Below are 26,795 nucleotides of genomic sequence, written 5' to 3' on the forward strand. Positions count from 1 at the left end.
TTCATACCCCGTGCCCCCTTTCCCTTATTTTATCACATCTTCTATCATTTCGGGGAATTAAATCAGCGTTTCCTTAAAATTTCTGTTCTCATGCTTATCACCAAGTATGAGTATATGTATCTAGAAATCCGATACGGAATTTTATCTGATTTTCAGATATTCGTGCTTGACAAAAATATCTCCATGGCCTATAATAAGCATAAGAAGGCACCGCGACCGGCGGTTAGCCCAGGTTCGTTAGCGAGAAACAAAGCTAAGCCTTGAAACCGTCACTTGCCCGAGTGGCGGTTTCCGCTTTTTACCTTGATCGTTACCGTCCAATACAGGATATGGAACGTCAATGTAATCGGCATTTTCTCACCCCCTTTCCGAGGGTGTGACCAACCGCCCGCCTTTTTGCGCAGTGCCTTCTTATCCGACACCTTATCACATTTTCCGACCAATTGCAAGGGACTTGACAGAAGCCAGAGGCTTCGCTATAATGAGTATAAGAAGGCACCGCAGTAAGCGGTTAGCTCATACAAGTTTAGGAATCAAAAGCATCTTTGAAACCGTCACTTGGCAGAGTGACGGTTTCTGCTTTTCACGATTATCGTGATCGTAAAAGACCCGATATGTAACGTGATTCGCATACGGCCTCACCCCCTTTCCGAGGGTGTGACCAACCGCCCGCCTTTTTGCGCAGTGCCTTCTTATCCGACACTTTATCACATTTACCGGCAAAAAGCAAGGACCGCCCAAGGGCGGTCCTTCCCGTTTATTTCCCGGCAGCCCCCTTGGCCAGCCGCCAGCGGAGGCCGGAGTACCGCCTCTGCCGCTTATCATTCGCCGCCATGGCCCGGACCGCCGCGTCGTCTCCCACGACCACCAGCAGCTCCTTCGCCCGGGTCAGAGCCGTGTACAGCACCCCCCGGACCATCAGGGGGGAGGGCGCGGGCATGGCCGCCAGCACCACGCAGNGGTNCTCGCTGCCCTGGGNTTTATGCACCGTCATGGCGAAGGCCAGGTCCACCTCGTTCAGCTGCTCCGCGCCGTAGACCGCCCGGCGGCCGTCAAAGTCCAGCTCCAGCCACTCGCCGGAGTCGTCGATCTTCACGATCNTTCCCACGTCCCCGTTGAACATCCCCGTGCCCACGGTTCCGTCCTCTTTTTCCCACACCACATCGTAGTCGTTCCGGGTCTGCATCACCCGGTCCCCCTCCCGGAAGAGCCGGTCGCCCCACAAAAGCTCCCTCTTCTCCGGCCCTTTGGGGTTCAGCGCCTCCTGGAGGAGGCGGTTCAGGTTCACCGTCCCGGCGGGGCCCTTCCGGGTGGGGGTCAGCACCTGGATCTCCGCCGCCGGGATTCCCATGTTCTCCGGCAGGCGGGTCCTGCACAGCTCCACCAGGGTGTTCAGCGCCCGCTCCGGGTCCCGGCGGCAGAGGAAAAAGAAATCCCCCTGGTTGCTCTGGAGGTCCGGGGCCCTCCCCTGGTTCACGGCGTGGGCCGCCCGGATGATGGCGGACTGCTCCGCCTGGCGGAAGACCTCCCGAAGGAATACGGTTTCCACCCGTTCGCTGCGGATGAGGTCTGAGAACACGTTCCCCGCCCCCACGGAGGGCAGCTGGTCCGCGTCCCCCACCAGCACCAGCCGGGTCCCGGGCCGCAGGGCCCGGAGCAGCGCCGCGAACAGGGTTACGTCCACCATAGATGTCTCGTCCACAATGACGGCGTTCGCTTCCAGGGGCTCCTTCTCCGTCTTGGTGAAGGTCACCTGCCGGGCGTCCTCGTTCCAGCTCATCCCCAGGAGCCGGTGGACCGTCTGGGCCTCCGTTCCGGTAAGCTCGCTCATCCGCTTGGCCGCCCGGCCCGTGGGGGCCGCCAGCACCACGTCCAGGCCCATCTTCCGGAACAGGGCCGCAATGGCCCGGACGGTGGTGGTCTNNCCGGTGCCGGGGCCGCCGGTGAGAATCAGCACGTTTTCCCTGGCCGCCAGCTCCACGGCCTTGCGCTGCTGGGGGGAATAGGCAACGCCCTGGGCCCGTTCCAGCTCGTCCACCGTCCGCCCGGCGGAGACCCGGCCCTGGGGCTTCGCCGACAGCAGGGCCTCCAGGCGCAGCTGGGCGGTGCGCTCCGCCTCCCACAGCCGCCGGAGGTAACAGGCGTCCACATTGGCCACCCGCTCCTGAATCACCTGTCCCCGGCTAATAAGCTCGTCCAGGGCCAGCTCCGGGCCCTCCTCCCCGCACTGGAGGAGCTGGGCCGTGGCGGCCACCAGCTTCCCCCGGGGGAGGAAGACGTGGCCGTTGTTTTCGTTGTGGCTCNGCTCAAAGCTCACCGCCGCCTGGAGCCTGGCCCNGCTGNCGGGCTCAAAGCCCATGCTCATGGCGATCCCGTCCGCCACGGAGAAGGCCACGCCGCACTCGTCGCCCGCCAGCAGATAGGGGTCCTGCCGGAGCTTTTCCAGCGCCGCGTCCCCGTACTGCCGCCGCAGGCGCATGGCCAGCACCNGGGGCAGCTCATACCGGGCCAGGAAGGCCATCAGCCGCCGCAGGCCCATGTGCTGCCGGAAGGCCTCGCCGATCTCCTGGGCCCGCCGGGCGGTGACGCCCTTGAGGGTGGTCAGCCGTTCCGGGGCAGTCTCCAGCACGTCGAAAGTCTCCAGGCCGAAGCGGTCCACCATGTTCCGGGCCGTGGCGGGGCCCACGCCCTTCAAAACGCCGGAGGAAAGGTAGCTGAACATCTCCGCCTCGTCCTCCGGCAGTCTCCGCTCCACCTCCGACGCCCGGAGCTGTTCCCCGTGCTGGGGGTGGCGCTCCCATGTGCCGGTGACGCTCAAGCCCTCGCCGGGGGCGGCGCAGGGGATGCAGCCCACAACGGTGACNACCTCCNCNTCCTCGGTGAGGAGGCGGAGNACCGTGAACCCGTTTTCGGCGTTTTGAAAGATGATGCTATGTATCGTGCCCTCCCGGCAGATGAGCTCTTCCATTTGGGATATCCTCTCTTTTCGCCCTCCAGGCGGGCTCATATTTCCGCGATGATGTCCCCCGGCAAAACCAGGGCGGCGTTTTTCTCCCGGTCCGCCAAGTACCGGGCCAGCGCCTGGGCGTCGGGGGTCAGCCCGCAGTCCGCCAGGACGATTTTGGCCCCCGGCAGGCTCCCCTGAACCCGGCGGAGCTCCCGGACGTCGGCCTCCATGGCCAGGGCCTCCCCTTTCAGGGNCAGGACCAGGAGCAGCCCCGGNATGGCCGGGCGCCCGCCCATATGGAGCAGGGCTCCGGCGGCGGCCCACACGATGGTTGTCAGGCCGACGGCAGACAGAAAGGCCAGGACGCCGTCTTGCAGCAGCAGCATTTGAATCACCTCGGTTCAGTCTATGCGGAACCGGGGGATTCGGTTAGCCGCCCTTGNCGCNCCGTTTNNNTTGTGCCGCTCAAATCCCGNGGGGCCCGCGGTCCGGGCCGGTCCCCTCCGGGTCTAGCCCGTAATTCCANGCTCCGCCAGAATGGCCTCTTCCCTCGCCCGCATCTGCGCTTTCATGGGCCCCTCGTCCAGGTGGTCATAGCCCAGCAGGTGCAGCGCCGAGTGGACCACCAGATACCCCAGCTCCCGCCGGTTCGAGTGCCCGTACTCCTTGGCCTGGGCCGCCACGCGCTCCAGGGAGATCATCATGTCCCCCAGGGGCACCAGGCCCGTCCCCGGGTCCGCGTCCCCGGGTCCGGGCAGCTCCCCGGGCCGGAGGTCAAAGGCCGGAAAGCTCAGCACGTCCGTGGCCCGGTCCACCTTTCGGGCCTCCCGGTTCAGCTGGTGAATCTCCTCATCGCTTGTCACCAGCACGTCCACCTCGCAGGGGAAGTCCACGCCCTCCGCCGCCAGGGCCGTGCGGATGGCCTTGCGGATAAAGGCTTTCTGGCTGTCGTTNACCCCAGGGACCCCGGCGGTGACAGGAATATAGTGCCGCCTCATTTCCGCCGNCCCTTTCCCGGGTCCTTCCCCCGCTTCTCATAGTCCTCGTAGGCCTGGACAATTCTCTGGACCATGACATGCCGCACCACGTCGGCGTTGGTCAGCTCGCAGATGCCGATGCCCTCCACATTGCGGAGGACCCGCATGGCCTCCCGGAGGCCCGAGGTCTTCCCGTNGGGNNNGTCGATCTGGGTNGCGTCGCCGGTAATGACGATTTTGGACCCGAAGCCCAGGCGGGTGAGGAACATCTTCATCTGCTCCCGGCTGGTGTTCTGGGCCTCGTCCAGGATGATGAAGCTGTCGTCCAGAGTTCTTCCCCGCATATAGGCCANGGGGGCCACNTCGATGTTCCCCCGCTCCAGGTATNTCTGGTAGGTCTCCGCCCCCAGCATGTCGAAAAGGGCGTCGTACAGGGGCCGGAGGTAGGGGTCCACCTTGCTCTGAAGATCCCCGGGCAAAAAGCCCAGCCGCTCCCCGGCCTCNACGGCGGGGCGGGTGAGNANAATCCGGNTCACCTGCTTGTCCCGGAAGGCCATGACGGCGGCGGCCACGGCCAGGTAGGTCTTTCCCGTACCCGCCGGGCCTACGCCGATGGTCACCGTGTTTTTCAGCACGGAGGCGATGTAGTCCTTCTGCCCGATGGTCTTGGGCTTGATGGGCCGGCCCTTGGCGGAGATGCAGAGAACGTCGCCGGTCAGCTCGGCGTTTTTCTCCTCCTTCCCCGCCCGGACCATGCTGATCACATACCGGACATTCTGCTCGGCAATGGGCTCCCCCCGGCTGGAGATGGTCAGGAGAGCCTGGATGGCCTTGCAGGCCAGGGACACGTCCTCCGCCTCGCCCTCCACCCGGAGCTCGCCCTCCCGGTTGACAACGGTGACGGAGAACTCCTGCTCCAAAAGGCGGATGTTCTCGTCAAAGGACCCGAAGAGGTTCACGGCCTGTTCCAGCCGCTCGATGCTGATTCTCTGTTCCAATGCGTTCACTCCCGTATTTACGCGGGCCTCAGCCCGTTTCTTCTTCCGTATAAATNGNGGCCGTCTGCCCAATCTCCTCCAGGCACTCCGCCGACAGCGTAACGAGGAGCGCGTCCCCCTTCTGCCGGGCGGAGCAGAGGGTGGACTTCACCTCTCCATAGGGCTCCANCATCTCGCGNAGCTGGGCNNGGAGGATGGCCTCGGCGGCCTTCTCCGCCTCCGCGGCGGTCCGGGGCGTGGGGACGGTTTCGTAAAAGCGCCATGTTTCCACCTCCACCNCCACCGGCAGAGGCACGCCCAGGAGGTTCAAGGGATGCCTGCTGGTTATTTTATCATATTCCGCCCCTTCAATGCTACTGTTTGANAAGAATTTTATTCGCCGGGTCCCGAAAATCAGGGAGAACCCCGTCTTCTCCTNTCCCAGGTACCGCTTTTCCAGGACCGTCAGGGGCATGGAGACGGTGAGGTCGTACCAGGTCCGGGCCTCCACCTTCCCCAGGCCCGCCAGGACGCGGGCCCCCACAGTGCCCGTGTCTTCCACGCCGGAAACGAGAATCTGGCCCTCCGTCACGGCGCTGCCGGGGACGACGCAGGCCACGCCGCCGATGGTTTGCACCTTTTTCACCAGCCCCGCCCGCCGGGCCACCAGATTGCAGGGCTCCCGCCGGTCCACCATCACCGGGGGCGGCGTCCGCTCCCGGACCTGGACCTCCGCCCGGCAGCCGGAGACGTTGACGGCGATCCAAATCAGCTCCGGCACATCCAGAAGCACATGATTTCGGATGTCCTCCCCGTCCAGGGAGAGGCCGAAGGTCCCCAGGCTCACGCCGTTTTTCTCCAAAGCCCGGAGGATGCGCTCCGTGGGCACGGTCTCGTTGCCCTCCACCTGGAAGTCCCAGATGAAGAAGGACCCCAGGAACAGCCCCAGGGCGCAGCCCACCAGGCCTATCGCCAGGGCCTGGCGGTGCCGGAAGCGCAGGAAGAAGTAGGGCGCCCCCTCCAGGCCCACCAGGTCGAATTGGCAGTCCAGGTTTTTCCCCGCCTGGCGGAGGCGCTTCCAGTCCCGCCGGGACAGGCGGCAGGTAAAGGCCGTGGGGGACTCCCACTCCAGATCCCAGAAGGCCAGGTCCTGGGCCCCGCAGAGGTTCAGCACCCGCTCGGGAAAGGCGCACTCCGCCCGGTTGCGCACCTGGCCCCGGAGGCGGTTCACGATTCCCCTCAGCATGGCCCCACCCACTCCACGGAGTCGATGCGCCCGCCGATGCGCAGCTCTCCCGCCGTCATGGCCAGGAGGGTCAGGCGCTCCCCCCTCACCCGGAGGACCCCGGCGGGGGTGTTGGCGTCAATCTGCTCCTCCGTATAGGCCAAAAGGCCCGTGTGGTGCTCCAGATACAGCTGGCGGCTCCCCACCATTTCCAGCCGGGGCAGGCCCGCCACGATGTCCGCCGGCAGGTCGAAGAGCTCCGCCGCCGCCGCCAGCACGCCGCCCTCCCGGTCCCGTCGATTGCGTTCCATATGTCTCACCTCAGCAAATCCTATGCGGCAGGGCGGACCGGCATGATTGCCTCCTTCGCCGCATAGGGTTTTTCGAGGTGAGGCGTATGAAACCCCGTTGGCGTGCCGGCGCGTGCCTGCTGCTCTGCGGCCTTCTGATCTGGTTCCTGGCGGACGCGGGAGCGGTCCGGGCCGCGGCGGCGGAGGGCCTTTCCCTCTGCGGCCGGGCGGTGATTCCCGCCCTGTTCCCCTTCATGGCGGCGTCCACCATGCTGGTATCCCTGGGCTTTGGGGAGTGGGCCTCCCCCAGGCTCTCAGGCCTGATGAGCCTTTACCGCCTCCCGGGTCCCGCCGGGTCGGCCCTGCTGCTGGGCCTGGTGGGGGGCTACCCCATCGGGGCCCGGACGGCGGCGGAGCTTTACAAGAAGGGCCTCCTCACCGTGGACGAGGCGGAGCGGCTCCTGGGCTTTTGCAGCAACTCCAATCCCGTGTTTCTCCTCAGCGTCCTGGGGGGCGGGGTCTTCGGCAGTCCCCGGGCGGGGGTCTATCTGTGGCTTATCCATGTGCTCTCCGCCCTGCTGACGGGCCTTTTCTTCCGGGGAAGCGGAAAACCCATTGGGCAGCAGCGCCTGCCAAGGCTTTCCCCCTGTCAGGCCTCCTCCCTTCCCGCCGCCTTCGTGGAGGGGGTTAAGAGCGCCTGCGGCAGCATGGTCTATGTCTGCGGGTTTGTCCTTTTTTTCTACGTGCTGGCCAGCCCCGCGGTGGCCCTGGAGGGTCCCTTGGGNGCCGGGCTGGTGGGCTTTTTGGAGCTCTTCTCCCTGACGCCGCTGCTGGCGGCGGACCGGCTGGGCTTTGTCCTGGCCTCCGCCTGTGCGGGCTGGGGCGGCGTCTCCATTCTCTGCCAGACGGCGGCGGTGCTGGAGGGCAGCGGGCTGAGGCTGCGGACCTATATCACGGGAAAAGCCCTCCAGGCCCTGCTGGCAGGGGGACTGGCGGCGGCGGTGAGCCTTTCTCTGTTCNAGAGAAGCACCCAACTGCTCTAACCCAGAAAACGAGCGGCTCCGCCGTGGCGGAGCCGCTCCGTTTTGTATTTTTTCGACAGGATATGACGGTTTGTACTTACCTCTGCCCCTTGTCGTAGGGAACGCCCTCCGCCTTGGGGGCCCGGGACTTCTTGGACGTGAAGGCCAGCACCACCAGGGAGATGATGTAGGGGAGCATGTTGTACGTAGCCGCCGGGAGGTTCNGGGCCTTGAGGAAGTCGAAGCCGGAGTACACGTTGCCCAGGGCCCAGCAGAAGCCGAAGAGCAGCGCCGCCAGGGCAATGCGGGTGGGCTTCCACTGGCNGAAGATCATGNCGGCCAAGGCCAGGAAGCCGAAGCCCGCCACGCCGTTTTCAANCTTCCACTCGCTGACGCCGGCGGTGATATACACGATGCCGCCCAGGCCCCCCAGCATGCCGGAGATCAGCACGCCGGCGTAGCGCATCCGATAGACGTTGGTGCCCACGCTGTCCGCCGCCTGGGGATGCTCGCCGCAGGCCATAAGCCGCAGGCCGAACCGGGTCTTGTACAAGGAGACGTAGGACCCCACGAGGGCCAGGGCCGCCAGCAGCATGAACCAGTTGAACTCAAAGCCGCCCAGGTTTACCAGGAAGGCTTTTTTCGCGTTGATGTACTGGATGGTGGAGGACACGTTGTCCACGCTCTCGGCGGTGTTCATGGCCTTGACAAAGACCGTGGCCGCCGCCGTGCCCAGGAGGTTCATGGCGGTGCCCACCAGGGTCTGGTCCGCCTTGAAGTTGATGGCGGCCACCGCCAGCAGCAGGGAGTACACGACGCCCAGGGCGATGGCGGCCAGGANCACCAGCAGAATCATGCCGAAGGCGGGAGTGCTGTCCGGCAGGAACTTCATCATCAGCGCGCCGCCCAGGGCGCCCATGACCATGATGCCCTCCAGACCGATGTTGATGACGCCGGAGTGCTCGGAGAAGCAGCCGCCCAGGGCCACCAGCAAAAGCNCNGACGCGAAAATCAGCGTATATTGCAGCANTAAGATCATTTCCCGCCGCCTCCTTTCTCAGCCTTCTTCTTCTCGTCCCGGCGGTTCAGCCAGGCATTCAGCGCCGTCTTAAAGAAGAGGACGAAGCCGCAGAGGTAGATGATCAGCGCGGAGATGAAGTCGGAGATCTGGGAGGAGTACATGGTCTTGTCCACATAGGCGCCTCCGTTGGTGATGTGCTGGATGAAGTAGGAGGAGAAGATGGCCCCGATGGGGTTCAGCCCGCCCAGGAAGGCGGCGGCGATGCCGTTGAAGCCCATGGCGGGAACGGCGGACTGGGTGCACTGCCACTGCTCGAAGCCGGAGAGGAACAGCANGGCCGCGCCCATGCCNGCCAGGCCGCCGGAGATGGCCATGGTGAGAATCANGTTCTTCCGCTCCCGCATNCCGCAGTACTTGGCGGCGAACTTGTTGCAGCCGGTGGCTTTCAGCTCATAGCCCAGCTTGGTTTTCTCCAGCAAAACCCACACCAGCACCGCCGTCAGGATGGCCAGGGGAATCGCCAGGCCCACGTACTGGTTCTTGCTGAACAGGGCCCCCAGGCCCAGGGAGGGGAGGATGGCCCCCTCGTTGGTGCTGGAGAGGGTGAAGGTATAGGGGCTGGTCTCCTCCTTCACCAGGGTCAGCAGCATGTTCACGGCGTAGAGGCTGATCCAGTTCAGCATGATGCAGGAGATGACCTCGTTGACGTTGCAGTAGGCCTTCAGCAAACCGGAAATCGCCCCCAGGGCGGCCCCCGCCAGAANNGNGGCNATGAGGCACAAAAACCANGGCAGCTTCAGCCCCAGGGCGCAGTACAGCGCCGCCCCGGTGCCCACCACGTACTGGCCCGCCGCGCCGATGTTGAAAAGGCCCACCTTATAGGCGAAGAGCACCGAGAGGCTGCACATCAGCAGGGGGGCGGTCTTNACCAGAGTGCTGCCGAAGTAGCGGAGCTGGGCTGTGGACTTGGAGTAGGTCATGAAGTTTTCCACGATGGCTAAAATGGCCCCGTTGGCCCCGGCGGGGTTAATGAGAAGCAGGGCGATATAGCCCACCACCAGGCCCAGGATGATGCACAGCAGGGAGGCCAGCAGGGACTGCACCGCACCGTTGCGCAGCAGGGAGGTTTTTTNTTGNTTCATGCCTTACGCCCCCTTCTTCTTCGCGCCGGCCATGTAGAGGCCCAGCTCTTCCACCGTGACCTGCTTGGGGTCGAACTCGCCCACGATTTCCCCTTCGTACATGACCAGAATCCGGTCGGAGACGTTCATGACCTCGTCCAGCTCCAGGCTCACCAGCAGCACGCCCTTTCCGGCGTCCCGCTGGGCCACAATCTGCTTGTGTATGTACTCAATGGCACCCACGTCCAGGCCCCGGGTGGGCTGGACGGCGATGAGCAGCTCCGGGTTCTTGTCAATCTCCCGGGCGATGATGGCCTTTTGCTGGTTGCCGCCGGACATGCTCCGGGCCGCCGTAACGGGGCCCTGGCCGGAACGGACGTCGTACTGCTCAATGAGGCCCACGGCGTACTCCCGGATGGCCTTCCGTTTCAAAAAGCCCGTCGGGGTGACGAAGTGGCTCTCAAAATACCGCTGGAGCACCATGTTGTCCTCCAGGGAGTAGTCCAGAACCAGGCCGTGCTTGTGCCGGTCCTCGGGGATGTGGCTCATGCCGGAGGTATTCCGCTTNCGGATGGGGGCCTTGGTGNTGTCCTGGCCGCCCAGGGTCAGCGTGCCCTCCTTCAGGGGTTCCAGGCCGGAGATGCCGTAGACCAGCTCCGTCTGGCCGTTGCCGNCGNTGCCCGCGATGCAGACGATTTCGCCCCGGCGGACCTGGAAGGAGACGTCCTTGACAGCGTTGTTTTTGNGCCGCTTGGAGGCCACGGTCATGCCCTTCACGTCCAGCACCACCTCGCCGGGCTTAGAGGGGGCCTTTTCCACCACGAANTTCACGTCCCGGCCCACCATCATCCGGCTCAGCTCCTCCTGGGAGCTGGCGGCGATGTCCACGGTGCCGATGTACTTGCCCTTGCGCAGCACGGAGCAGCGGTTGGCCACGGACATGATTTCGTTGAGCTTGTGGGAGATAAACAGGATGCTCTTCCCCTCGGCGGAGAGGTTTTTCATAATCTGCATCAGCTCGTCGATCTCCTGGGGGGTCAGCACGGCGGTGGGCTCGTCGAAGATCAGGATCTCATTTTCCCGGTACAGCATCTTCAAAATCTCGGTGCGCTGCTGCATGCCCACGGTGATGTCCTCCACCAGGGCGTCCGGGTCCACGTGAAGGCCGTACTTCTCCGAGAGGGCCAGCACCTTCTCCCGGGCCTCTCCCTTCTGGAGGAAGCCGTGCTTGCAGGGCTCCACGCCCATGATGATGTTGTCCAGCACCGTGAAGCANTCCACCAGCTTGAAGTGCTGGTGGACCATGCCGATCCCTAAGTCGTTGGCGTCGTTGGGGTCCTTGATGGAGACCACCTGGCCGTCCTTTTTGATCACGCCCTCCTCCGGCTGGTACAGGCCGAACAGCACGCTCATCAGCGTGGATTTTCCGGCGCCGTTTTCGCCCAGAAGAGCGTGAATCTCGCCCTTTTTCAGCTGTAACGTGATATTGTCGTTGGCCACGATGCCGGGGAACCGCTTGGTGATATTCAGCATCTCAATGGCGTAACTCTGTTCCAATTTCACAACCTCCTCCTTCTCTGTTTCCCGGAACCCTTTGCGAAAAAATAGGTTCTTGTTTATTGTACCATATCCCGTCCTGGATTTCAAAGCATTTTTTGAAATTTTTCACAAAGTTGACCTTTTCTCTCCACTAGCCGTCGGCAAGTAAAAAAGTGAGGACGGGAAGATCCCGTCCTCACAGTGCTTGAGGGGGTTTTTACTTGATGTTGCCCCGATCGTTGCCCGTGATATTGGAGACGGCGGGCATAGCGGAGNTGTCGTCAGAGACGGTGATTTTGCCGTCGAACATATCCTTCACCAGGGCCTTGTAGTCGTCCTGAGAGAAGCCGTCNCCCCANAGGGNGGTGTCCATGGGCAGCAGGACATAGTTGGCGCTAGGGTCGTCGCCGGAAACCAGGCCCAGGGCCTCGGTCTTGCCGCCGTAGTTGGCGAAGTTGCCCGCGGCCACCTCGTCCAGCATGTGGTTGACCGTGGCGGCCAGGCCCTTCATGGCGGAGGTCAGNGTCACGCCCTCGCCGTAGGCGGCGTCCAGGGTGAAGCTNTGGTNCACGTCCACGCCGATGNCCTTGGTGCCGGGCACCTTGGCGGCCGCCTCACCGGCGGAGGTGCAGATGCCGCCGCCGCAGGCGAAGACCGCCTGGACGCCCAGGTTCTGATACCAGTTGTCCGCGTAAGCGGTGATNTCGGGATATCCGAAGAACTGGTTGCCGTAGACATACTCGACGGTGGCGTCCACGCCCAGTTCACCGGCGGCGGCGTCCACGCCCTGGACGAAGCCGTAGCCGAAGCGCTGCACGGCGGGAACCGCCATGCCGCCAAGGTATCCCAGGTGGGTGTAGCCCAGCTTCACAGCGGCGACGCCAGCCATGTAGCCGCAGAGCTCTTCCTTATAGACGGCGCAGTACACGTNTTCGGGCACCGTGCCGCCCACGTCGCCCTCGCTGACGTCCAGGGCGATGAAGCTGATGTCGGGATAAACGTCGGCCACCTGGGNAATGGTTTCGCCAAAGGCGAAGCCGGGCATGACGATGACATTGTAGTCCTCGTCGGCGGCCTTTTCCACCATGGCCACGCGCTCGGCGGTGGAGTCTCCGGCGGGCTTGTAGTAGGTGAATTCCACGCCGTTGGCCTCGCACCAGGACTTGCTGGCCTCGTAGGTGGTCTGGTTAAAGGACTGGTCCGTGATGTCGCCGTAGTCCGTGATCATGGCGACCCGGATGTCGGCGGCCTCGCCGCCCTGGTCTTCGCCTTCATCGGCGGGGGTGGCGGCGGGCTCCTGCTGCTGGCTGTCTCCGCNGGCATTGCCGGAATCGCCGGAATTCCCGNAGTCGTTGCCGCCGCAGGCGGCCAGGGACAGAACCATCGCCAAAGCCAGCAGGATTGCAAATAACTTCTTCATTGGTATCAACCTTCCTTCCATATGTTCCCCNGAAAACAGAGGGCGGCCTCATTGGGCCAAGNCTATTATAACAATACCTTCCATGGATTTCAAGGAAATTCGCAAAATGTTTTCCTTTTGGGAAAAACGCCGGAAGCCCCGCTCTTACCGCCCCGCCATTTGGACGGCGGTCTCCAGGGCGATTTCCATCATCTCCGTCAGGGAGCTCTGCCGCTCCTCGGGGGGGAGCTCCTCCTTTGTGACCAGGTTGTCGGTGACGGAGCAGATGGTCAGGGCCCGCTTTCCCGCCCCGGCGGCGGTGGCGTAGAGGCCNGCCGTCTCCATGTCGATGGCCAGCACCCCCATGGGGGCCCACTCCAGGCCGCTTCCCGTTTTATAGTAGAACACGTCGGAGCTGAGGATGTTCCCCNNCGGGGGNTCCAGCCCCCGCNNCCGGGCCGCGGCCACGGCGGTTTCCAAAAGCCGGAAGTCCGCAATGGGGGCGAAGACCCCGGGGAGGCCGAAGTGGTGGGCGAAGTTGGAGTCCGTGCAGGCCCCCTGGGCGATGACCAAATCCCGGAGCTTCAGCTTTTCGCTGAGGGCCCCGGTGGTGCCCACCCGGATGATGTTCTCCACGCCGTAGAAGTGGAAGAGCTCGTGGGCGTAAATGCCGATGCTGGGGATGCCCATGCCGGAGGCCATGGTGGAAACCTCTACGCCGTGGTAGGTCCCCGTCCAGCCCTGGATGCCCCGGACGTTGTTCACCAGCCGGGGATTTTCCAGGAAGGTCCCGGCAATGAACTTTGCCCGGAGGGGGTCGCCGGGCATGAGGACGGTCTTGGCAAACGCGCCCTTGGCCGCCTCGTTGTGGGGANTGCCCATCTCAGCCCTCCAGAGCCTTNACGGCCTTGACGATCCGGCTGGTGCCCAGGCGGGAAGCCCCCAGGTTGATAAAGTCCTCCGCGTCCTTCAAATCGGCGATGCCTCCGGCGGCCTTGATTTTTACGTTGGGCCCGACGTGCTTGGCGAAGAGGGCCACGTCCTCCCGGGTGGCCCCGCCGCCGCCAAAGCCCGTGGAGGTCTTGATATAGTCCGCCCCGGAGGCGGTGACAATCTCGCACATCTTCACTTTTTCCTCGTCGGTGAGGAGGCAGCACTCGATGATAACCTTGAGGAGCTTGCCCTTGCAGGCGGCCTTGATGGCCTTGATTTCCGCCAGGAGCTCGTCCCACTTTTGGTCCTTCACCCAGCCGATGTTGATGACCATATCCACTTCTTCNGCCCCGTTGTCCACGGCGTCCNTTGCCATGAAGCATTTGGCNGCAGTGGTGTCATAGCCGTTGGGAAAACCGATGACCGTGCAGATGGGCAGCTTGCCCTGGACGTACTCCGCCGCCTGTTTTACATAGCTGGCGGGGATGCAGACGCTGGCGCACTGGTACTTTATCCCATCGTCGCAGATGGCCTTGATTTCCGCCCAGGTGGCTCCCTGGGCCAGCAGGGTGTGGTCACACTTTCCAAGGATTTCCTTNNGTTCCATTTCAGCGTTCTCCTTTACAGTTATAATATGATCCCAGCTCAGCGGGAAAGGTCTACCCTTTTATTATACCAGACCATCCGCCGCCTGTCCAGTGGGCAGATGGCCGCGTTTCCCCACTTGCAAAGCCGGTTTCACCGTGCTACAATAGGACGAATATTCTTGATGGAGGCTTATCCCATGAAAAAACGAATCCTTCCCCTGCTCTGCGCCTTGATCCTGCTTCTGGGCGCGGTTCCCTCCGCCGCCGCCCTGGAGGGAGAATCCCGCCGGGCCGCCGNAACCCTGGCCGGTCTCGGCCTGATCGATTCCGTGCCCTCCGACGAGGTTTTGAACCGCCCCGCCGACCGGCTCGACGGGACGAACCTGCTGGTCCGCCTCTCCGGCGCCGTCCGGGCCGATCTGCCCTCCGGCGCCCAGGACTACGCCGTGGCCCAGGGCTGGGTCACCGTCACCGGCGGCCAGGACGAGCCCCTGCCCACCGCCGAGTTCTGCGCCTCGCTGCTGCGGCTGCTGGGGTATGAGGGCTTCACCGGCGAAAACGCGGATCTCTTCGCCCGCCGGGCGGCCCTGACCACCCGGGACTACGGCGAAACCCTCACCCTGGGGGACCTGTACCAGCTGGCCCTGGACGCCCTGACCTTCCCCGCCCAGGACGGCGGGACCCTGGCCCAGGGCCTGGCGGACAAGGGCCGCTGCACCCAGGCCCAAATCCGGGGCCTTTTCCCGGAGGAGCTCACCGCCCGGCAGGTGGCGGACCGGCACATGGCCGCCGCTTTCCAGCTGAACGTGTACTACACGGAAAACGCCTATAAGAAAAATATTCAGAGCAACGGCGGCAGCGGCTTCTTCGTCTCCGCCGGAGGGCTGGCCGTCACCAACTACCACACCATTGAGGACGCTGTCCGGGCCACCGTCACCCTCATCACCGGAGAGACCTTCCCGGTGGACCGGGTGCTCTTCGCCGACNCCGACGCCGACCTGGCCCTGCTGCGGATCTCCAAAACCTCCGAGGACGGCAAGACGGAGGTTCCCTTCTTCTCCTTCCTGGAAATCGCGGAGGAGCCCGCCCTTCGCCGGGGCNACCGGATTTACACCCTGGGCGTGCCTCTGNGCATCACCCCCGCCATCAGCGAGGGCATCGTCAGCGCCACGNACCATATGGTCTCCAAGTTCAGCGCCCCCTGCGTGGTCAACACCGCCGACATCTCCCACGGCAGCAGCGNCGGCGCCCTNCTGAACGTTTACGGCNATGTGGTGGNCGTCACCTCCGGGGCCTANGAGGCGGGAAACAGCCTGTACATCTCNGTCTCCCTGTCCCCCATCCTGGAAACGGGCTGGGAACCCGAGGGCATCACCCTGGCGGAGCTCAAGCGGGAGCTGCAGCAGCAGGAGTAAGCGCGCCGGAGAATTCCCGTAGAATTTTCTCGAATACCCCTTGAAAACCGGGAAGCGTTGTGGTATGATAAGAAGCTGTCAAACACGCTTCACGCTCCGCGTGATCTTAAATTGGAGGTAGAACGTCTTGAAAATCGCCATCACTGTTTTGCAGCTCCTCTGCGGGCTGGGCATTATCCTGATTGTACTGTTCCAGTCCGGCAAGAGCGCCGGGCTCTCCGGCGCCATCGGCGGCGTGGCCGACTCCTTCCTGGCCAAGAACAAGGCCAAGACCATGGACGCCAAGCTGGCCCGCGCCACCAAGTGGATCGGGGCCCTCTTCCTAATCTTGACCCTGGTTTTGCTGATCCTCGGCTGAGCGAAGCAAAAACCGCCTCTCAGGCTTCTGGGCGGCGGTTTTCTTTTTGAATTTCTTCCAAACAAATGTTTGCCTTTTCCTCTCCGATGTGCTATACTGGAGAAAATAACTGTGCCTCAGGGCGCTCGGGAGGTCCTGTTATGGCGAATCTCACCCATATGCAGCAGAAGGTCTATGACTACATCGTCTCCTGCATCCAGACCCAGGGCTATCCGCCTTCCGTCCGGGAAATCGGCGACGCGGTGGGCCTGAAATCCCCCTCCACCGTTCATTTCCACCTCAAGCACCTGGAAGAGGCCGGGGTCATTGTCAAGGGCGCCGGGAAGGGCCGGGCCATCGCCCTGACCGAGTTTCCCGCTCCCAAGGACCGGGTGCCCATTGTGGGCAACGTGGCCGCAGGAAGCCCCATTCTGGCGGAGGAGTGCATCGAGGACTACCTTCCCTTTGACGCCGGGGGCCGGGAGGGGGAGTATTTCGCCCTGCGGGTCCGGGGCGAGTCCATGCTCAATGCCGGGATTCTCCCCGGAGATCTGGTGGTGGTCCATAGCCAGCCCACCGCCCGGCACGGGGAAATCGTGGTGGCCATGATTGAGGACGAGGCCACGGTAAAACGCCTCTCCCTCCGGGGGGGGCAGGTCTGGCTGCTGCCGGAGAACGACGACTACTCCCCCATCGACGGCACCTATGCCAAAATCCTGGGGAAGGTGGCTGCCGTGGTGCGGCATTACTAAAGGCGGTTTTAAAGAAAAAAGGCCGGAGCCCTTTGGGCTCCGGCCTTTTGTTCAGGCGTAGGTGTCGATATAGTCGCCGACGCCGGGAGTGGGAGGCAGCATAGCCAGCTCTCCCATTGCCTGCTGCTCCATGTCCGTCATCACATTCTTTTGCAGGGACATGGCATACTGGGTTGCCAGCCGCGCGGAGCTCATCTCCATGGCGGCTATCGCAACATCATTCATCATGGTTTCGCGTCTCCTTTCTCATGCTTTTTGGAAACAGGCATTCCGCCCAGCAGCCCCAGCAGTTCTGCGGGGGCCGCTTCCTCAACGGCGGAATCCTGGTTCGCCAATTTGNCATCCAGCAGCTCGCTGCGAAGGATGGATACTTCCGGCGGCGCGGAGATGGCCAGGCGGACCCGCCCGCCCTCAATCGACACCACGGAAACCCGTATTTCCTCCCCAATCATCAGGGATTCTCCGATCCTGCGCTGTAAAATCAGCAAGGCGCGGCCTCCTCCCCGCGGCCAAATTCCGCCAGGGGATGCCGCATTTCATACCGCTCCATAATAATCTGCCGGGCCTCTCGGGTCTCGGGGTGGACAACCAGCGGGCACTTCAGATTCACCGTGCTTTCGGAAACCGGGTTCTTCACCGCGCAGAGCACGTAGAAACCCAGCTCTCCCGCCTCCTTTACCCCAAAAGCCTTCAGCTCTCCCCGCTCCAGCTCCGGCGCGTAGTCCGGTTTCAGCGTGAAGGGGTCCAGCACCACAAAGGCCAGGGCAGGGGTCCGCACGCTCTGGAGGCAGAGCATGCCGCCGCCGCTGCCGTCGAAGGGCAGGAGCAGGAAGCCCCGCTCCTCCTCAAAGCCGAAGAGCCCGTCGGGGAAGCGCACCACGTCCTTGTCCGCGTACTCAATTTCCCCGAAGTACTTGGTCTGAAGCTTGATCGTCTCTGTCATGCCTTCACATCCACCGGCTCATAATCGGGATCGGCGGAAGGGGGCACGTAAAGCGGCCCGCCGATATACTTGATGATGACCTCCGCCTTTTGCTTGACGGAAATCNCAATGTCGNNGGGAACANANTCGAATTCCGTCTGGTTGATCNGCCAGTCGAAATTCAGCTTATCCATCTCATAGCGGATGTTCATCTCCCCGGGGTTCCAGTCAATCTCCGGGCCCTCCTTGGGAATAAAATCCATGGCGGGCTGGCTGAACATCTGCTCGCTGATGGCAGTCCGGGAAATCTGGGCCTGAACGTCCTCGCCGAACNTGNNCNTCAAGTAGAGCTCGCCCTCCTGGGCCCGGGCGGCGGTGGCGCTGTAGGCGGCCTCCCGGCCCTTCTGGGCGCTCTGCTCGATNCTGCGTGCCGCGNTGGGGACGATGNACTGGCGCATCTCGAAGGTATCCATGTTCAGCTGGATGGGCCTNCNCNTNATGCTNAAGNCTCCCTTGNCCCGGGAGATTTCCAGCTCCGCTGTGCCCCGGGTGTACTGCAATTGCGCCCGGGAGGTCCGCATCTCGATTTCAATGGGCACACTGGTGATTTCAAGAAGCTGTCTCATAGGTCATGGCGCACTCCTTCCTCTGAAAAAATATATTCTTTCCCTTTTAGAAATTCATATAATCCATCAGGCTCTGGGACAGGACGCTGTTGCCGACCTTCAATGCCGCGTCGTAGCAGTAGCGGGCGAACATAAAGTCGGAAATGGCGGCGGCGGGGTCCGCGTCCTCCAATTCCATATACTGCTGCTTCAGAGAGNCCGACGTGCTGGTGAGGAGCTCGCTGTTGTCCCGGAGGAAGCCGCTCTGGGTATCCATTTCCGTCCAGCGCTCCCGGAAGGCGCTGCAGCCAGCCTCGTACTCATCCACCAGGGCCNTGAAGCGGAACTGATCCTCTTCGCTGGCCCAGGCGCCGTCGTCCTTGTTGCAGCGCCGGAGAATCTGGCCCATTTCGTTGACAATGGAGATGACATTTTTCGGAATGTTGTCTACCGTCATGGTTTTTACCTTGCCGTTTTCGTCCTCGATTTCCACTTCTACGCCGTTCTTGGGCCCGTAGCCGCCGGAGTAGTAAATGCCCTGGAGAGAGCTGTCGAAAACGGTGGAGGAAACGGCTTCGCCGTCCGCCTCCTTGTGGCCCAGGCCCACGTCGACATACTTATGCTCGCCTTTNAGGAAGTACTCCATCTTCTCCACGTCCGCAGGCTCGTTGGAATCCACGGGCACCCCCCGGTAGTGGAGGACCTTGGCGGCCTCGTTTTCCGAATCGGTCCCGGTGCCGTCGGCTTTCAGATATTTGAAAAAAACATTGGGGTTGTAATCCTCATTCTCCTCGGGAACCTGGGCCGCTACGGCAGGGTCAGGATTGGTGGTTCCCTTCCCATCCGGCGTCAAATACTGACCGTAACGCGGGTCGTCTACATCCGCTGCCGTGGCATTCTTGGTAAACTCCTCGTCATAATTGGGGTTCGGTTTTGGCACCAGGTTCGCGTCGGCAGCCTCATTGGTCAGACCGCCGGCCGCAGCCACGTATTTGAAGGCCGCCGCGTGATCCGGGTTTGCAGGGTCCGGGGTCCCGTCGATATACGCCGGGTTCTCCTTCGACTCCCAGGTAAAGGGGGCGTTCAGGGTGTCCGCCCCGGCAAAGACATAGTTCTCACCATAGCGCCCGTTCATGATCTGGGCCAAATCCTTCGCTTTGGCCTCCAGGGACTGGCCCAGGGCCACGCGGCCCGGGCCGGTGGGCCGGTTCAAGGACCGGAGCACACTGCCGTAGGCCGTGTCCTCCGCCAGCGCGTATAGATCCGTGGACATGCTCCCCAAAGACTCCCAGGCCACGTCGTACTTGTGGCGGAGGGACTCNTTGACNTTCNGCTGGCCCTTGGCCTTCCAGTAGGAATTGCGGATCTGGAAGCAGCGGGTGGCCAGGGCCGGGTCATCGGCGTAGGAGTTGAAAAGCCGCCCGGTGAGAAGCGTATTCATCGCCTTNNTCATGGTATTGTTGGAGCTGTTCAGGCTGTAACGGTAGTTTTTCAGCGTACCTACCGTGGTCATTCTTGGAATCATAAGGCTTCTCCCTCCTTATCAGGTTGTNATGCCGGTGCCGTTAATCAGCTTATCCAGCACACTGTCGATGGTGGTCATGAGGCGGCAGGCGGCGTTGTAGGATTTTGAATACATCATCAGGTTCATGGCCTCGTCGTTGAAGTCCACGGAAGACACGGCATCCCGCTCCGTATCCACAGACAGGAGGTTTTTATAGTGGGACTGGAGCTGAACCTCCATGTGGCTTTCGTCCTTGCCCCGGGTGGTACCGATATTGTTCCACATTTCGGAGAACGTACCGTTGAGCATGGGCTTTCCGCTGGTGTTCTCATAGCCGTCCAGGCTCGTGGGGATGAAGTCGAACTTCTGCTCCGACAGCAAATACTCGAAATGGAGCACGTTGTCGTTGGCGCCGGAGGCGGGTTTCGTTTCACCCGGCGGGCACTTGTAGGCGCACACCAGCATATGGGTCGTTTCCCAGGTGTTGGAAATGGAGATATTGGAGGCGGTGATGCCTGTGGGATCGTCGTTTCCGGGGTTGTTGCTGAACAGCACGCCGCCAACAAAGAAGCCCTTGGCGGTTTTACCCCAGCCGGCTTCCTGGACCGTGCCGTCTTCCGCCAAGATATCCTCTTTATTTTCGGGGACAAATTTCCCCTCGCCGGTGTCGTATTTCTGCCCCTTCATAAAGGCGTCCAGAACGTTCTTGCCGGTGAGCCCCGCAGCTTCCATCGCCGCCTTGTCAACTAATCCCACCTCGGTTAGGATCGCGTCTTGAACATCCGCGTTTATTTTGGACCAGTCGCTGTTGACTTTTTCATCCTTGCCGTTGACCTGGATGGTCACCGGAACGCCGATTTCTTTGCCCGTGTCGCTTTTTCCCGTGGTAATAAAGTTCCCTNCCGGGTCCTGGAGGAAGCCCTGGTTGGCCGCGTTCATGACCTTTGCGAACTGGTTGGCCAGCAGGTCCAGGGTCCGCTGGTAATAGGGGATGCCCCGCTTGCCGCCGGCGTTTTCGTCCACGTTTGTAATCACGTCCCGGTCCGTGAACTCGCCCTTTTCCGTGAGCATCTCCCGCCATGCCTGAAGCTTGCCGCCAAGGTCGTTGTCGTCCAGGCTGACCTTTTTAGAAACCTCCTGGGTGACCATCTGCTGGGTGTAGGCGTAGTTGCCGTTGGCCAGCAGGACCCGCTTGTAGATCATCAGGGTTTTGTCCCCCTCGGTGGGAAGGTCCGGGGTCTCCACCGTGAAGCTGTTCCGGTCACCCTTAAACAAATCCTCGATGGCTACCTGGTTCCCGGCGCCATCGTCTACGGTATCGGTTCCCGAAACCCCTTTGACGGTTCCTCTGTTGATGGCTACGTAGACTTCGTTGATACTGTTTTTCAGCTTGGTGATGGACATATTGTAGTTGGGGTCTACCACCTTTTTGGCCTTTGNGATGTCGCTTGTGGGCTTTCCGTCCTCGGTCAGGTAGGGTTGGTAATCCTTATTGGCCCTCGGGGCGGCGTGGGCCTCGTCGGTGGGCTGGCCGCTCTCGTCCAAGAACTGCGTGGCCGTGTCAAGGCCGTCCCACTCCGGGTTCGGCTCCTTGCCGGCCTCGTCTTTTGTGGCGACCGGGTCTCCGTTCGCGTCCGCGTAAGGCCACGTTGTGGTGTCATTGGGGTCAAACTCCCGCTTTACCGGCACCTGATCGATTTTCATCTGGGCCGCGAAAACGCCGTCCACCAGCAGCGCCTCGTCCGATCTGACCGAGCCGTCGGGGTTGGCATTGCCCAGGCGGATGGTCAGCTTTTCCACCGTCAGCCCGGCGGTGATCTCTTCCTCGCTGTAGGTCACGTCGATGTCAATCAGCTCGGAGAGCTGGTCGATCTGGAGGTTCCGCTCGTCCCGGAGCTCCAGGGCCGGGTCACCGTGGATTTCGCTCTTGCGAATCTCCTCGTTCAAGGAGCGGATGGTGGTCAGGCAGCCGTTGATTTTGTCAATGTCCTGGTTCAGCTTGGTGATTGTGCTTTCCTGGACCTCTTCCAGCTTGTTGGCGTATTTATTCAACAGGGTGACCAGGTTCTGGGCCGTCATACGNACGGTGTTGTCGTACTCCTGGTGCCCGGTCTGTTCTTCCAGGTTTTCAAACGCCTCCACCAGCTTGCTGATCTCCAGGCCCAGGATGCCGAAGCCGCCCTCGCCCTTGCTGGCGTCGCCTTCGCCCACCTCGTCCAGAATCCGCTTGATCTCGTCCAGGATCTCCANCTTGCCGTNCGCGAANCCCATCTGGGCGTTCAGCGTTCGGTAGCGGATGTCCAGGTAGGGGCTGCGGATCTGGGAGAGGCTCTTGACCAGCGCGCCCTGGCCGGTGCGGATATCGCCCTCGGCGTAATAGCGGTCCGCCCCGTTGACGTAGAGGCTTACCTGATCCAGGCGCTGGCGGGTGTAGCCCGGGGTGTTGATGTTGGAAATATTGTTTCCTGTCACGGTAATACCGGTCTGGGCGGCATAAATCGCCAGCCGGGCCTGCGTGAAGGAGCCAAAGGTACCAATGCTCATATCGATATACTCCTTATTTTGTCTTTGCTTGTCAGGNTCGGAAATCCGTTTTCATGGACGGAGGCGGGGCGCTGCTTTCCTGCTCCTTGCCGTAGCCGGGTCCCCCCGGCCCGCNGGAGGGAGGGCCGCCCATCTGCACAATGACGCTCTCCACCTGGTGGAGGTTCTGCTCCAGCAGCCTCCGGGTCTTGCCGGACGCCTGGCGGTAAGCCGCGTAGCGGAGCTGCAGCTCGCTCACCGCCTGCCGGGCTTCTTCCTGCATGGCGGGGGGAAAATGACGGGGGACCTGTTCCAGGGGCACCCCCTCCAGCCCCAGCTGGGGCAGCAGCTTATCCCGGGTCAGCTCCAGGCCCCGGAAGTTCAGGGCTTGAGCCTGTTCCTGGTTCAAAAGATCGTTCAGGCCCATCAGGTCCTCCTGCTGGGCGGCGGTCAGTTTTTTCTCATTCAGGCCGGTCAGGCTCTCCAGCCCCCGGCTCATGGAGCGCAGGAAGCTCAGGTAGGAACGGTACAGCTCATCCATGGCTCATTCCTCCACCATGAGCAGCATCCGCCCCGCGATGGCCATGGGGTCCGGCCGGTACTCCCCGGCGGACACCTCACGGCGAAGCTCTTGGATATCGCCGGTGGTGTTGGCGGTCCGCACCTCCCGGGAGAGGCGGCTCACCATCTCCATCTGAAAGCTTCTCCGGCCCGCGGGGGCGGAGAAACTGGCGGAATCGTAGTTGTGCCCGGAGACGGGCTGGGCGGCTGCTTCCCGCTTTTGGGCGGGGTAATAGGTTTTCGTCCGGGCAATGGAAGAGATGGGGCCGGAACCGGTAGAAGTCAGCATAATCACTCACATCCTTTGCTCTTGGCAGCATTCCACTTCTTATCACTTCATTATTCATATCGGCTAAACGCCAGGAAAGTTAAGAACGGGAGGGAGAATTTTCTTGATTCCCGGGGAAATGGGGAGGCCAGGGCGCGGGTTCCGGCAAAAAAACGGCCCCCGCCTCCTTCCCGGAGACGGGGGCCGCGCAGGACGTTAGGGATTTCAGTGCAACGTCTTCAAATGCCGGAGCAGCACGTTGGCCACGTTGTCGCAGGATGCCTGAATGCAGACCGCCCCGATGTCGTTGGCCACCATGGGCATGCCGTACACCACGCTGGACTCCTTATCCTGTCCGATGGTGTNAGCGCCCTTTTTCCGCATTTCCAGCAACCCGGCGGCGCCGTCCTGGCCCATGCCGGTCATGATGATGCCCACCATCTTGCACCGGACCACCTCCGCCATGGAGTGGAACATGGCGTCCACCGACGGGCGGTGTCCGCTGACCTTTTCCCCCGGCGTGCAGGAGACGGTGTATTTTTCCCCGATGCGCACCACCCGGCACTGGAGGTCCGCCGGGGCCACCAGGGCCAGCCCGCGGTGCAGCTCGTCGCCGTTCTTAGCCTCCCGGACCTCCATCTTGCAGATGCGGTTCAGCCGGTCGGCGTACATCTGGGTGAAGCCCTTGGGCATGTGCTGGACGATGACCATGGGCGGAATGTCCGCCGGCAGGCGGCGCATGACCTCCAAAGTGGCCTCCGTGCCTCCCGTGGAGGCGCCCAGGCCCACCAGCACCCGGTCCAGGGCCGGACCGCCTCCCAGATTCGGCGTGGCCACCGCTATGGAGGGGCTGCGCAGCGGGGCGGAGCGGGGCCGGGCCATGGAGGCCACCAGAACCTTCTGGGTCAGGTTGCTGATGAAGACCTCCTTGCTCTCCTGCACGTCCGGCTTGCGGACAAAGTCCACCGCGCCGGCGTTCAGCGCATCGAAAACCTTCAGGTTCAGGGAGGAGCAGAGGATCACCGGCACCGGGTTCGCGGGCAGGTATTCCTTCAAAAAGTCGATGCCGCTCTGTTCGGGCATTTCCACATCCATGGTCACGACGTCCGGCTTCAGGCGGGGTATCTTCTGTTTCGCGTCCAGGGTGTTGATGGCGTATCCGACAATTTCCACTCTGGGATGCGCCGAGAGGCCCTGGATGATGAGGTTTCGGGCCAGGGCGGAATCATCCACCACCAGCACGCGGATCTTTTTCCCCAGTTCCATTGTGAGGGAACCACCTCCTTGTTATTTTTGGAAGGTCGCCGTAGCCAAACGGCGATAGGGCGCGTTCTGGCTCAGGTTCTCCGAAGCGCTGATCAGCAGATAGCCGCTGGGGACGGTGGCGTCGNAGAAACGGCGNACCAGGGCGTCCTTCGTGGGCTGGTCAAAGTAGATCATCACGTTCCGGCAGAAGATCACGTCGAACTTCCGNCGGAATTTGATGGGGTCCATCAGGTTGAAGGTCTGGAAAATCACGTTGTCCTTCACGGCGGGGGTGACGGTGTGGGTACCGTCCCGGCCCGGCGTGAAGTATTTCCGCTTCCAGTCCGCCGGGATGGTGTCCGGCAGGTTGTAGGTCCCCCGCCGGGCGCTGGCCAGAGCCTGGGCGGAGATATCCGTGGCCAGGATGCGGGTGTCCCAGTCCTTNGCCCGGGAGCCCAGGTAGTCGTAGAGGAACATGGTGATGTTATAGGGTTCCTCCCCGCTGGAGCAGCCCGCGCTCCAGATGGCCAGGGTTTTGTCCCGCTCGTGGCGGCGGACAATCTCCGGGATGATATTGTTGCAGAAATAATCCAGGTGCTCCTTCTCCCGCATGAAGAAGGTGTAATTGGTGGTCAGTTTGTTCAAGACCAGGGTGACCTCGTCGTTCTCCTTCTTGTCCAGAAGGTGGTTGACGAAGTCGGAGAAGGTCCAGTAGCCCAGCTTTTTCAGGGCCGGGGAGAGGCGGCTGGTGATCAGCTGCTTCTTCTGGCTCAGGTCGATGCCGTAGCTGGACTGGATGAAGTTCACCATCCGCTTGAAGTCCGCGTCCGAGATCGTCATAGGGCCGAAGCCGCCCATTCCCTCACTCTTTTTTGCCGTATCCATAGTTCTTATTCACCGCTTTGTCAGGAAAATTAGTCGCCGTAGCCGTGGGCGATCAGCTGCTCGCAGTCCAGCACCAGCATGGTGCCGGAGCCGTCGGGCAGGGTGCACATGCCGGAAACCAGCTTCTGGGCGCTCTGGGAGGGGATGGGGACGATGCTCTCCAGGGGAATGTCCAGCATCAAATCCACGGAGTCCACCTGAATGCCCAGCTGGTTGTTGTTGTAGTCAATCACGATCAGGATGCCCTCCTCCGCGAGGGGCTTCCCCAGGCGGAGGCGGATGTCCATGATGGGGATGATCTGGCCCCGCATGTTGAAGATGCCCTGGATGTAATCCGGCATCATGGGGAGGTAGGTGGCGGTGTAGACGTTCATAATTTCCACTACCTGATTGGCGTCAATGCCGATTTTCAGGTCGTCCACTGTGAAAATGAGGTGCTTCCGGCTGCCCGCGCCCTCGTCCTCGGGAGCCGTGGTCTCGATGTCGTCTTCCTCNACCTGGAACAGGACGTTTTCTTTACTCATTGCGTTTCCCTCCTTCGGCGCTTAACCCCGGGTGGCCTTGTACAGGTCGCCCGCGTCAAGGATGATGCTGATGTTGCCGTCTCCCAGGATGCTGCATCCGGNTATTCCGTAGTTTTTGATATCAAAGTTGTTCACATAGGCCGGGAGGGGCTTGACGACGATCTGCTGCTCGCCCAGGAGCTCNTCGACACANAGGCAGTAGGAGCAGTCGCCGGACTCCAGCCACATCAGGACGCCGTCGTCGATCTTCTCCGCGCCGCCGGGGAGATTGTAGAAGTCCCGGGCCCGGATGACGGGGTAGTAGCCGTCCAGCATTTTCACCATCTCTCCGTTGACGGAGTCGTGGAGGATGGCCTCCTCCGTGGTTTTGATGCTGGAGCGGATATTGTTGATGGGGATGGTGAAGATGGAGTCTCCCACGGAGACCTCCATGCCGTCCATGATGGCCATGGTCAGGGGGATGCGCATGATGGTGGTCATGCCCTTGCCCTGCTCGCTGGTGATGGAGACGGAGCCGCCCAGACTCTCCACGCCGCTTTTCACCACGTCCATGCCCACGCCCCGGCCGGAGAACTCCGTCACCTGGGCGTTGGTGGAAAAGCCGGGAGCCATGAGGAAGTTCAGGATCTCTTTATGAGAGTATTCCACATCCGGGGAGGCGACGCCGTTACGNATGGCCTTGGNCAGGACGGCCTCGTCGTTGACTCCGGCGCCGTCGTCGGAGATCTGGATGATGACCTCGCTGCCCGTATCCTGGGCGGAGAGCAGAATCTCGCCCACGGGGTCCTTTCCCGCGTCGATGCGGTCCTGGACGTTTTCCTCAATGCCGTGGTCCATGGAGTTGCGGACCATGTGCATGATGGGATCGCCGATGGAGTCCACGATGGTCTTGTCCACCTCGGTGTCCTCGCCCACCAGGGTGAGCTTCACCTGTTTGTTCAGCTTCTTGCACATATCCCGGACGATGCGGTTCATTTTCTGGAAGGTGTTGGACACCGGGATCATCCGCAGGGACATGGACACGTCCTGAAGCTCGTCGGTAAGCTTGCGCAGCTGCCGGGCGGACTTGGAGAAGGCGTCCAGATGGAGGCCCTTCAGGTCCGGCGAGCCGGTGACCATGGCCTCGGTAATGACGATCTCGCCCACGATGGCGGAAAGCTGGTCCAGCTTGCTCAGGCCCACGCTGATGAGGCTCTCCTTCTGGCCCTGGTGCTGC

General features: G+C 62.2%; 26 protein-coding genes and 1 pseudogene. 5 read left to right on the forward strand and 22 right to left on the reverse strand.

Annotated features, from left to right (window positions below; genetic code table 11):
- Positions 1-264: hypothetical protein (locus JX325_RS02825; protein WP_204789667.1), on the forward strand; the 264-nt coding region annotated here is incomplete at its 5' end.
- A 493-nt stretch (positions 265-757) separates the two neighbouring features.
- Here the strand turns inward: JX325_RS02825 and JX325_RS02830 are convergent.
- The 5 genes from JX325_RS02830 to JX325_RS02850 form a co-directional block, all read right to left on the reverse strand.
- On the reverse strand, positions 758-2,968 hold the full coding sequence (locus tag JX325_RS02830) for an ATP-dependent RecD-like DNA helicase (RefSeq protein ID WP_204789668.1): 2,211 nt from the start codon (positions 2,966-2,968) through the stop codon (positions 758-760).
- 488 nt (positions 2,969-3,456) lie between these two features.
- Entirely contained in the window at positions 3,457-3,945 is a 489-nt protein-coding gene (ybeY, locus tag JX325_RS02835; protein ID WP_204789669.1) for an rRNA maturation RNase YbeY, read from the reverse strand.
- Positions 3,942-4,922: a PhoH family protein gene (locus JX325_RS02840; RefSeq protein WP_204789670.1), complete on the reverse strand. Its 981-nt coding sequence runs from the start codon at positions 4,920-4,922 to the stop codon at positions 3,942-3,944. Before JX325_RS02840 ends, ybeY begins: the two co-directional genes overlap by 4 nt.
- A gap of 28 nt (positions 4,923-4,950) precedes the next feature.
- A complete protein-coding gene (locus tag JX325_RS02845) occupies positions 4,951-6,147 on the reverse strand; it encodes a sporulation protein YqfD (RefSeq protein ID WP_204789671.1) in 1,197 nt (398 codons plus the stop codon).
- Positions 6,141-6,437, reverse strand: a complete 297-nt coding sequence (locus JX325_RS02850) for a YabP/YqfC family sporulation protein (RefSeq protein WP_204789672.1) — start codon at positions 6,435-6,437, stop codon at positions 6,141-6,143. The genes JX325_RS02845 and JX325_RS02850 overlap by 7 nt, the downstream gene beginning before the upstream one ends.
- 86 nt (positions 6,438-6,523) lie before the next feature.
- On the opposite strand from JX325_RS02850, the gene JX325_RS18400 reads away from it, so the two are divergent.
- The gene (locus JX325_RS18400; RefSeq protein ID WP_204789673.1) at positions 6,524-7,459 is read left to right on the forward strand and encodes a sporulation protein; all 936 of its coding nucleotides are present in this window, start codon (positions 6,524-6,526) and stop codon (positions 7,457-7,459) included.
- Between the two features lie 76 nt (positions 7,460-7,535).
- On the opposite strand, the gene JX325_RS17810 is transcribed toward JX325_RS18400, so the two are convergent.
- The 6 genes from JX325_RS17810 to deoC all read right to left on the reverse strand — a co-directional run bounded on the left by JX325_RS17810 (position 7,536) and on the right by deoC (position 14,058).
- Entirely contained in the window at positions 7,536-8,477 is a 942-nt protein-coding gene (locus JX325_RS17810) for an ABC transporter permease (protein WP_243413886.1), read from the reverse strand.
- Positions 8,474-9,601, reverse strand: coding sequence for an ABC transporter permease (locus tag JX325_RS02860; protein WP_204789674.1), 1,128 nt, complete (start codon positions 9,599-9,601; stop codon positions 8,474-8,476). The genes JX325_RS17810 and JX325_RS02860 overlap by 4 nt, the downstream gene beginning before the upstream one ends.
- Positions 9,602-9,604: 3 nt before the next feature.
- Positions 9,605-11,113, reverse strand: coding sequence for an ABC transporter ATP-binding protein (locus JX325_RS02865; RefSeq protein ID WP_204789689.1), 1,509 nt, complete (start codon positions 11,111-11,113; stop codon positions 9,605-9,607).
- A 223-nt stretch (positions 11,114-11,336) separates the two neighbouring features.
- On the reverse strand, positions 11,337-12,539 hold the full coding sequence (locus JX325_RS02870; RefSeq protein ID WP_204789675.1) for a BMP family protein: 1,203 nt from the start codon (positions 12,537-12,539) through the stop codon (positions 11,337-11,339).
- Between the two features lie 144 nt (positions 12,540-12,683).
- Positions 12,684-13,400, reverse strand: a complete 717-nt coding sequence (gene deoD, locus JX325_RS02875) for a purine-nucleoside phosphorylase (RefSeq protein ID WP_204789676.1) — start codon at positions 13,398-13,400, stop codon at positions 12,684-12,686.
- 1 nt (position 13,401) lies between these two features.
- Positions 13,402-14,058 (reverse strand): deoxyribose-phosphate aldolase, encoded by a 657-nt coding sequence (deoC, locus tag JX325_RS02880; protein ID WP_204789677.1) that lies wholly within the window; start codon positions 14,056-14,058, stop codon positions 13,402-13,404.
- 177 nt (positions 14,059-14,235) lie between these two features.
- Here deoC and JX325_RS02885 point away from each other — a divergent pair, with 177 nt between their 5' ends.
- The 3 genes from JX325_RS02885 (at position 14,236) to lexA (ending at position 16,542) form a co-directional block, all read left to right on the forward strand.
- Positions 14,236-15,453, forward strand: coding sequence for a serine protease (locus tag JX325_RS02885; protein WP_204789678.1), 1,218 nt, complete (start codon positions 14,236-14,238; stop codon positions 15,451-15,453).
- Between the two features lie 127 nt (positions 15,454-15,580).
- Positions 15,581-15,811: a preprotein translocase subunit SecG gene (gene secG, locus JX325_RS02890; RefSeq protein ID WP_204789679.1), complete on the forward strand. Its 231-nt coding sequence runs from the start codon at positions 15,581-15,583 to the stop codon at positions 15,809-15,811.
- 140 nt (positions 15,812-15,951) lie between these two features.
- Positions 15,952-16,542, forward strand: coding sequence for a transcriptional repressor LexA (lexA, locus tag JX325_RS02895; RefSeq protein WP_204789680.1), 591 nt, complete (start codon positions 15,952-15,954; stop codon positions 16,540-16,542).
- A gap of 51 nt (positions 16,543-16,593) precedes the next feature.
- Here the strand turns inward: lexA and JX325_RS02900 are convergent, their stop codons facing one another.
- The 11 genes and pseudogenes from JX325_RS02900 to JX325_RS02950 form a co-directional block, all read right to left on the reverse strand.
- Entirely contained in the window at positions 16,594-16,770 is a 177-nt protein-coding gene (locus JX325_RS02900; protein WP_204789681.1) for a putative motility protein, read from the reverse strand.
- A gap of 119 nt (positions 16,771-16,889) precedes the next feature.
- Positions 16,890-17,030: pseudogene (locus JX325_RS18605) on the reverse strand (carbon storage regulator); the annotation flags it as partial.
- Entirely contained in the window at positions 17,024-17,485 is a 462-nt protein-coding gene (fliW, locus tag JX325_RS02910; RefSeq protein ID WP_243413887.1) for a flagellar assembly protein FliW, read from the reverse strand. The gene fliW and the pseudogene JX325_RS18605, both read right to left, overlap by 7 nt.
- Positions 17,482-18,090 (reverse strand): DUF6470 family protein, encoded by a 609-nt coding sequence (locus JX325_RS02915; RefSeq protein WP_204789683.1) that lies wholly within the window; start codon positions 18,088-18,090, stop codon positions 17,482-17,484. The genes fliW and JX325_RS02915 overlap by 4 nt, the downstream gene beginning before the upstream one ends.
- A gap of 1,522 nt (positions 18,091-19,612) precedes the next feature.
- Positions 19,613-22,117, reverse strand: coding sequence for a flagellar basal body rod C-terminal domain-containing protein (locus JX325_RS17820; protein WP_243413888.1), 2,505 nt, complete (start codon positions 22,115-22,117; stop codon positions 19,613-19,615).
- Positions 22,118-22,148: 31 nt separating this feature from the next.
- Positions 22,149-22,637: a flagellar export chaperone FlgN gene (gene flgN, locus JX325_RS02925; protein ID WP_204789684.1), complete on the reverse strand. Its 489-nt coding sequence runs from the start codon at positions 22,635-22,637 to the stop codon at positions 22,149-22,151.
- A 3-nt stretch (positions 22,638-22,640) separates the two neighbouring features.
- The gene (locus JX325_RS02930; protein ID WP_204789685.1) at positions 22,641-22,946 is read right to left on the reverse strand and encodes a flagellar biosynthesis anti-sigma factor FlgM; all 306 of its coding nucleotides are present in this window, start codon (positions 22,944-22,946) and stop codon (positions 22,641-22,643) included.
- Positions 22,947-23,150: 204 nt separating this feature from the next.
- Positions 23,151-24,191 carry a chemotaxis-specific protein-glutamate methyltransferase CheB gene (gene cheB / locus JX325_RS02935; protein WP_204789686.1) on the reverse strand — a complete coding sequence of 347 codons (1,041 nt, stop codon included), beginning with the start codon at positions 24,189-24,191 and terminating at the stop codon, positions 23,151-23,153.
- A 21-nt stretch (positions 24,192-24,212) separates the two neighbouring features.
- Positions 24,213-25,055: a protein-glutamate O-methyltransferase CheR gene (locus JX325_RS02940; protein ID WP_243413889.1), complete on the reverse strand. Its 843-nt coding sequence runs from the start codon at positions 25,053-25,055 to the stop codon at positions 24,213-24,215.
- A 29-nt stretch (positions 25,056-25,084) separates the two neighbouring features.
- The gene (locus tag JX325_RS02945; protein ID WP_204789687.1) at positions 25,085-25,579 is read right to left on the reverse strand and encodes a chemotaxis protein CheW; all 495 of its coding nucleotides are present in this window, start codon (positions 25,577-25,579) and stop codon (positions 25,085-25,087) included.
- Between the two features lie 21 nt (positions 25,580-25,600).
- A partial coding sequence (locus JX325_RS02950) for a chemotaxis protein CheA (protein ID WP_204789688.1) occupies positions 25,601-26,795 on the reverse strand: 1,195 nt, incomplete at its 5' end.

The sequence above is a fragment of the Oscillibacter sp. CU971 genome (assembly GCF_905219725.1).
Taxonomy (GTDB): domain Bacteria; phylum Bacillota; class Clostridia; order Oscillospirales; family Oscillospiraceae; genus Oscillibacter.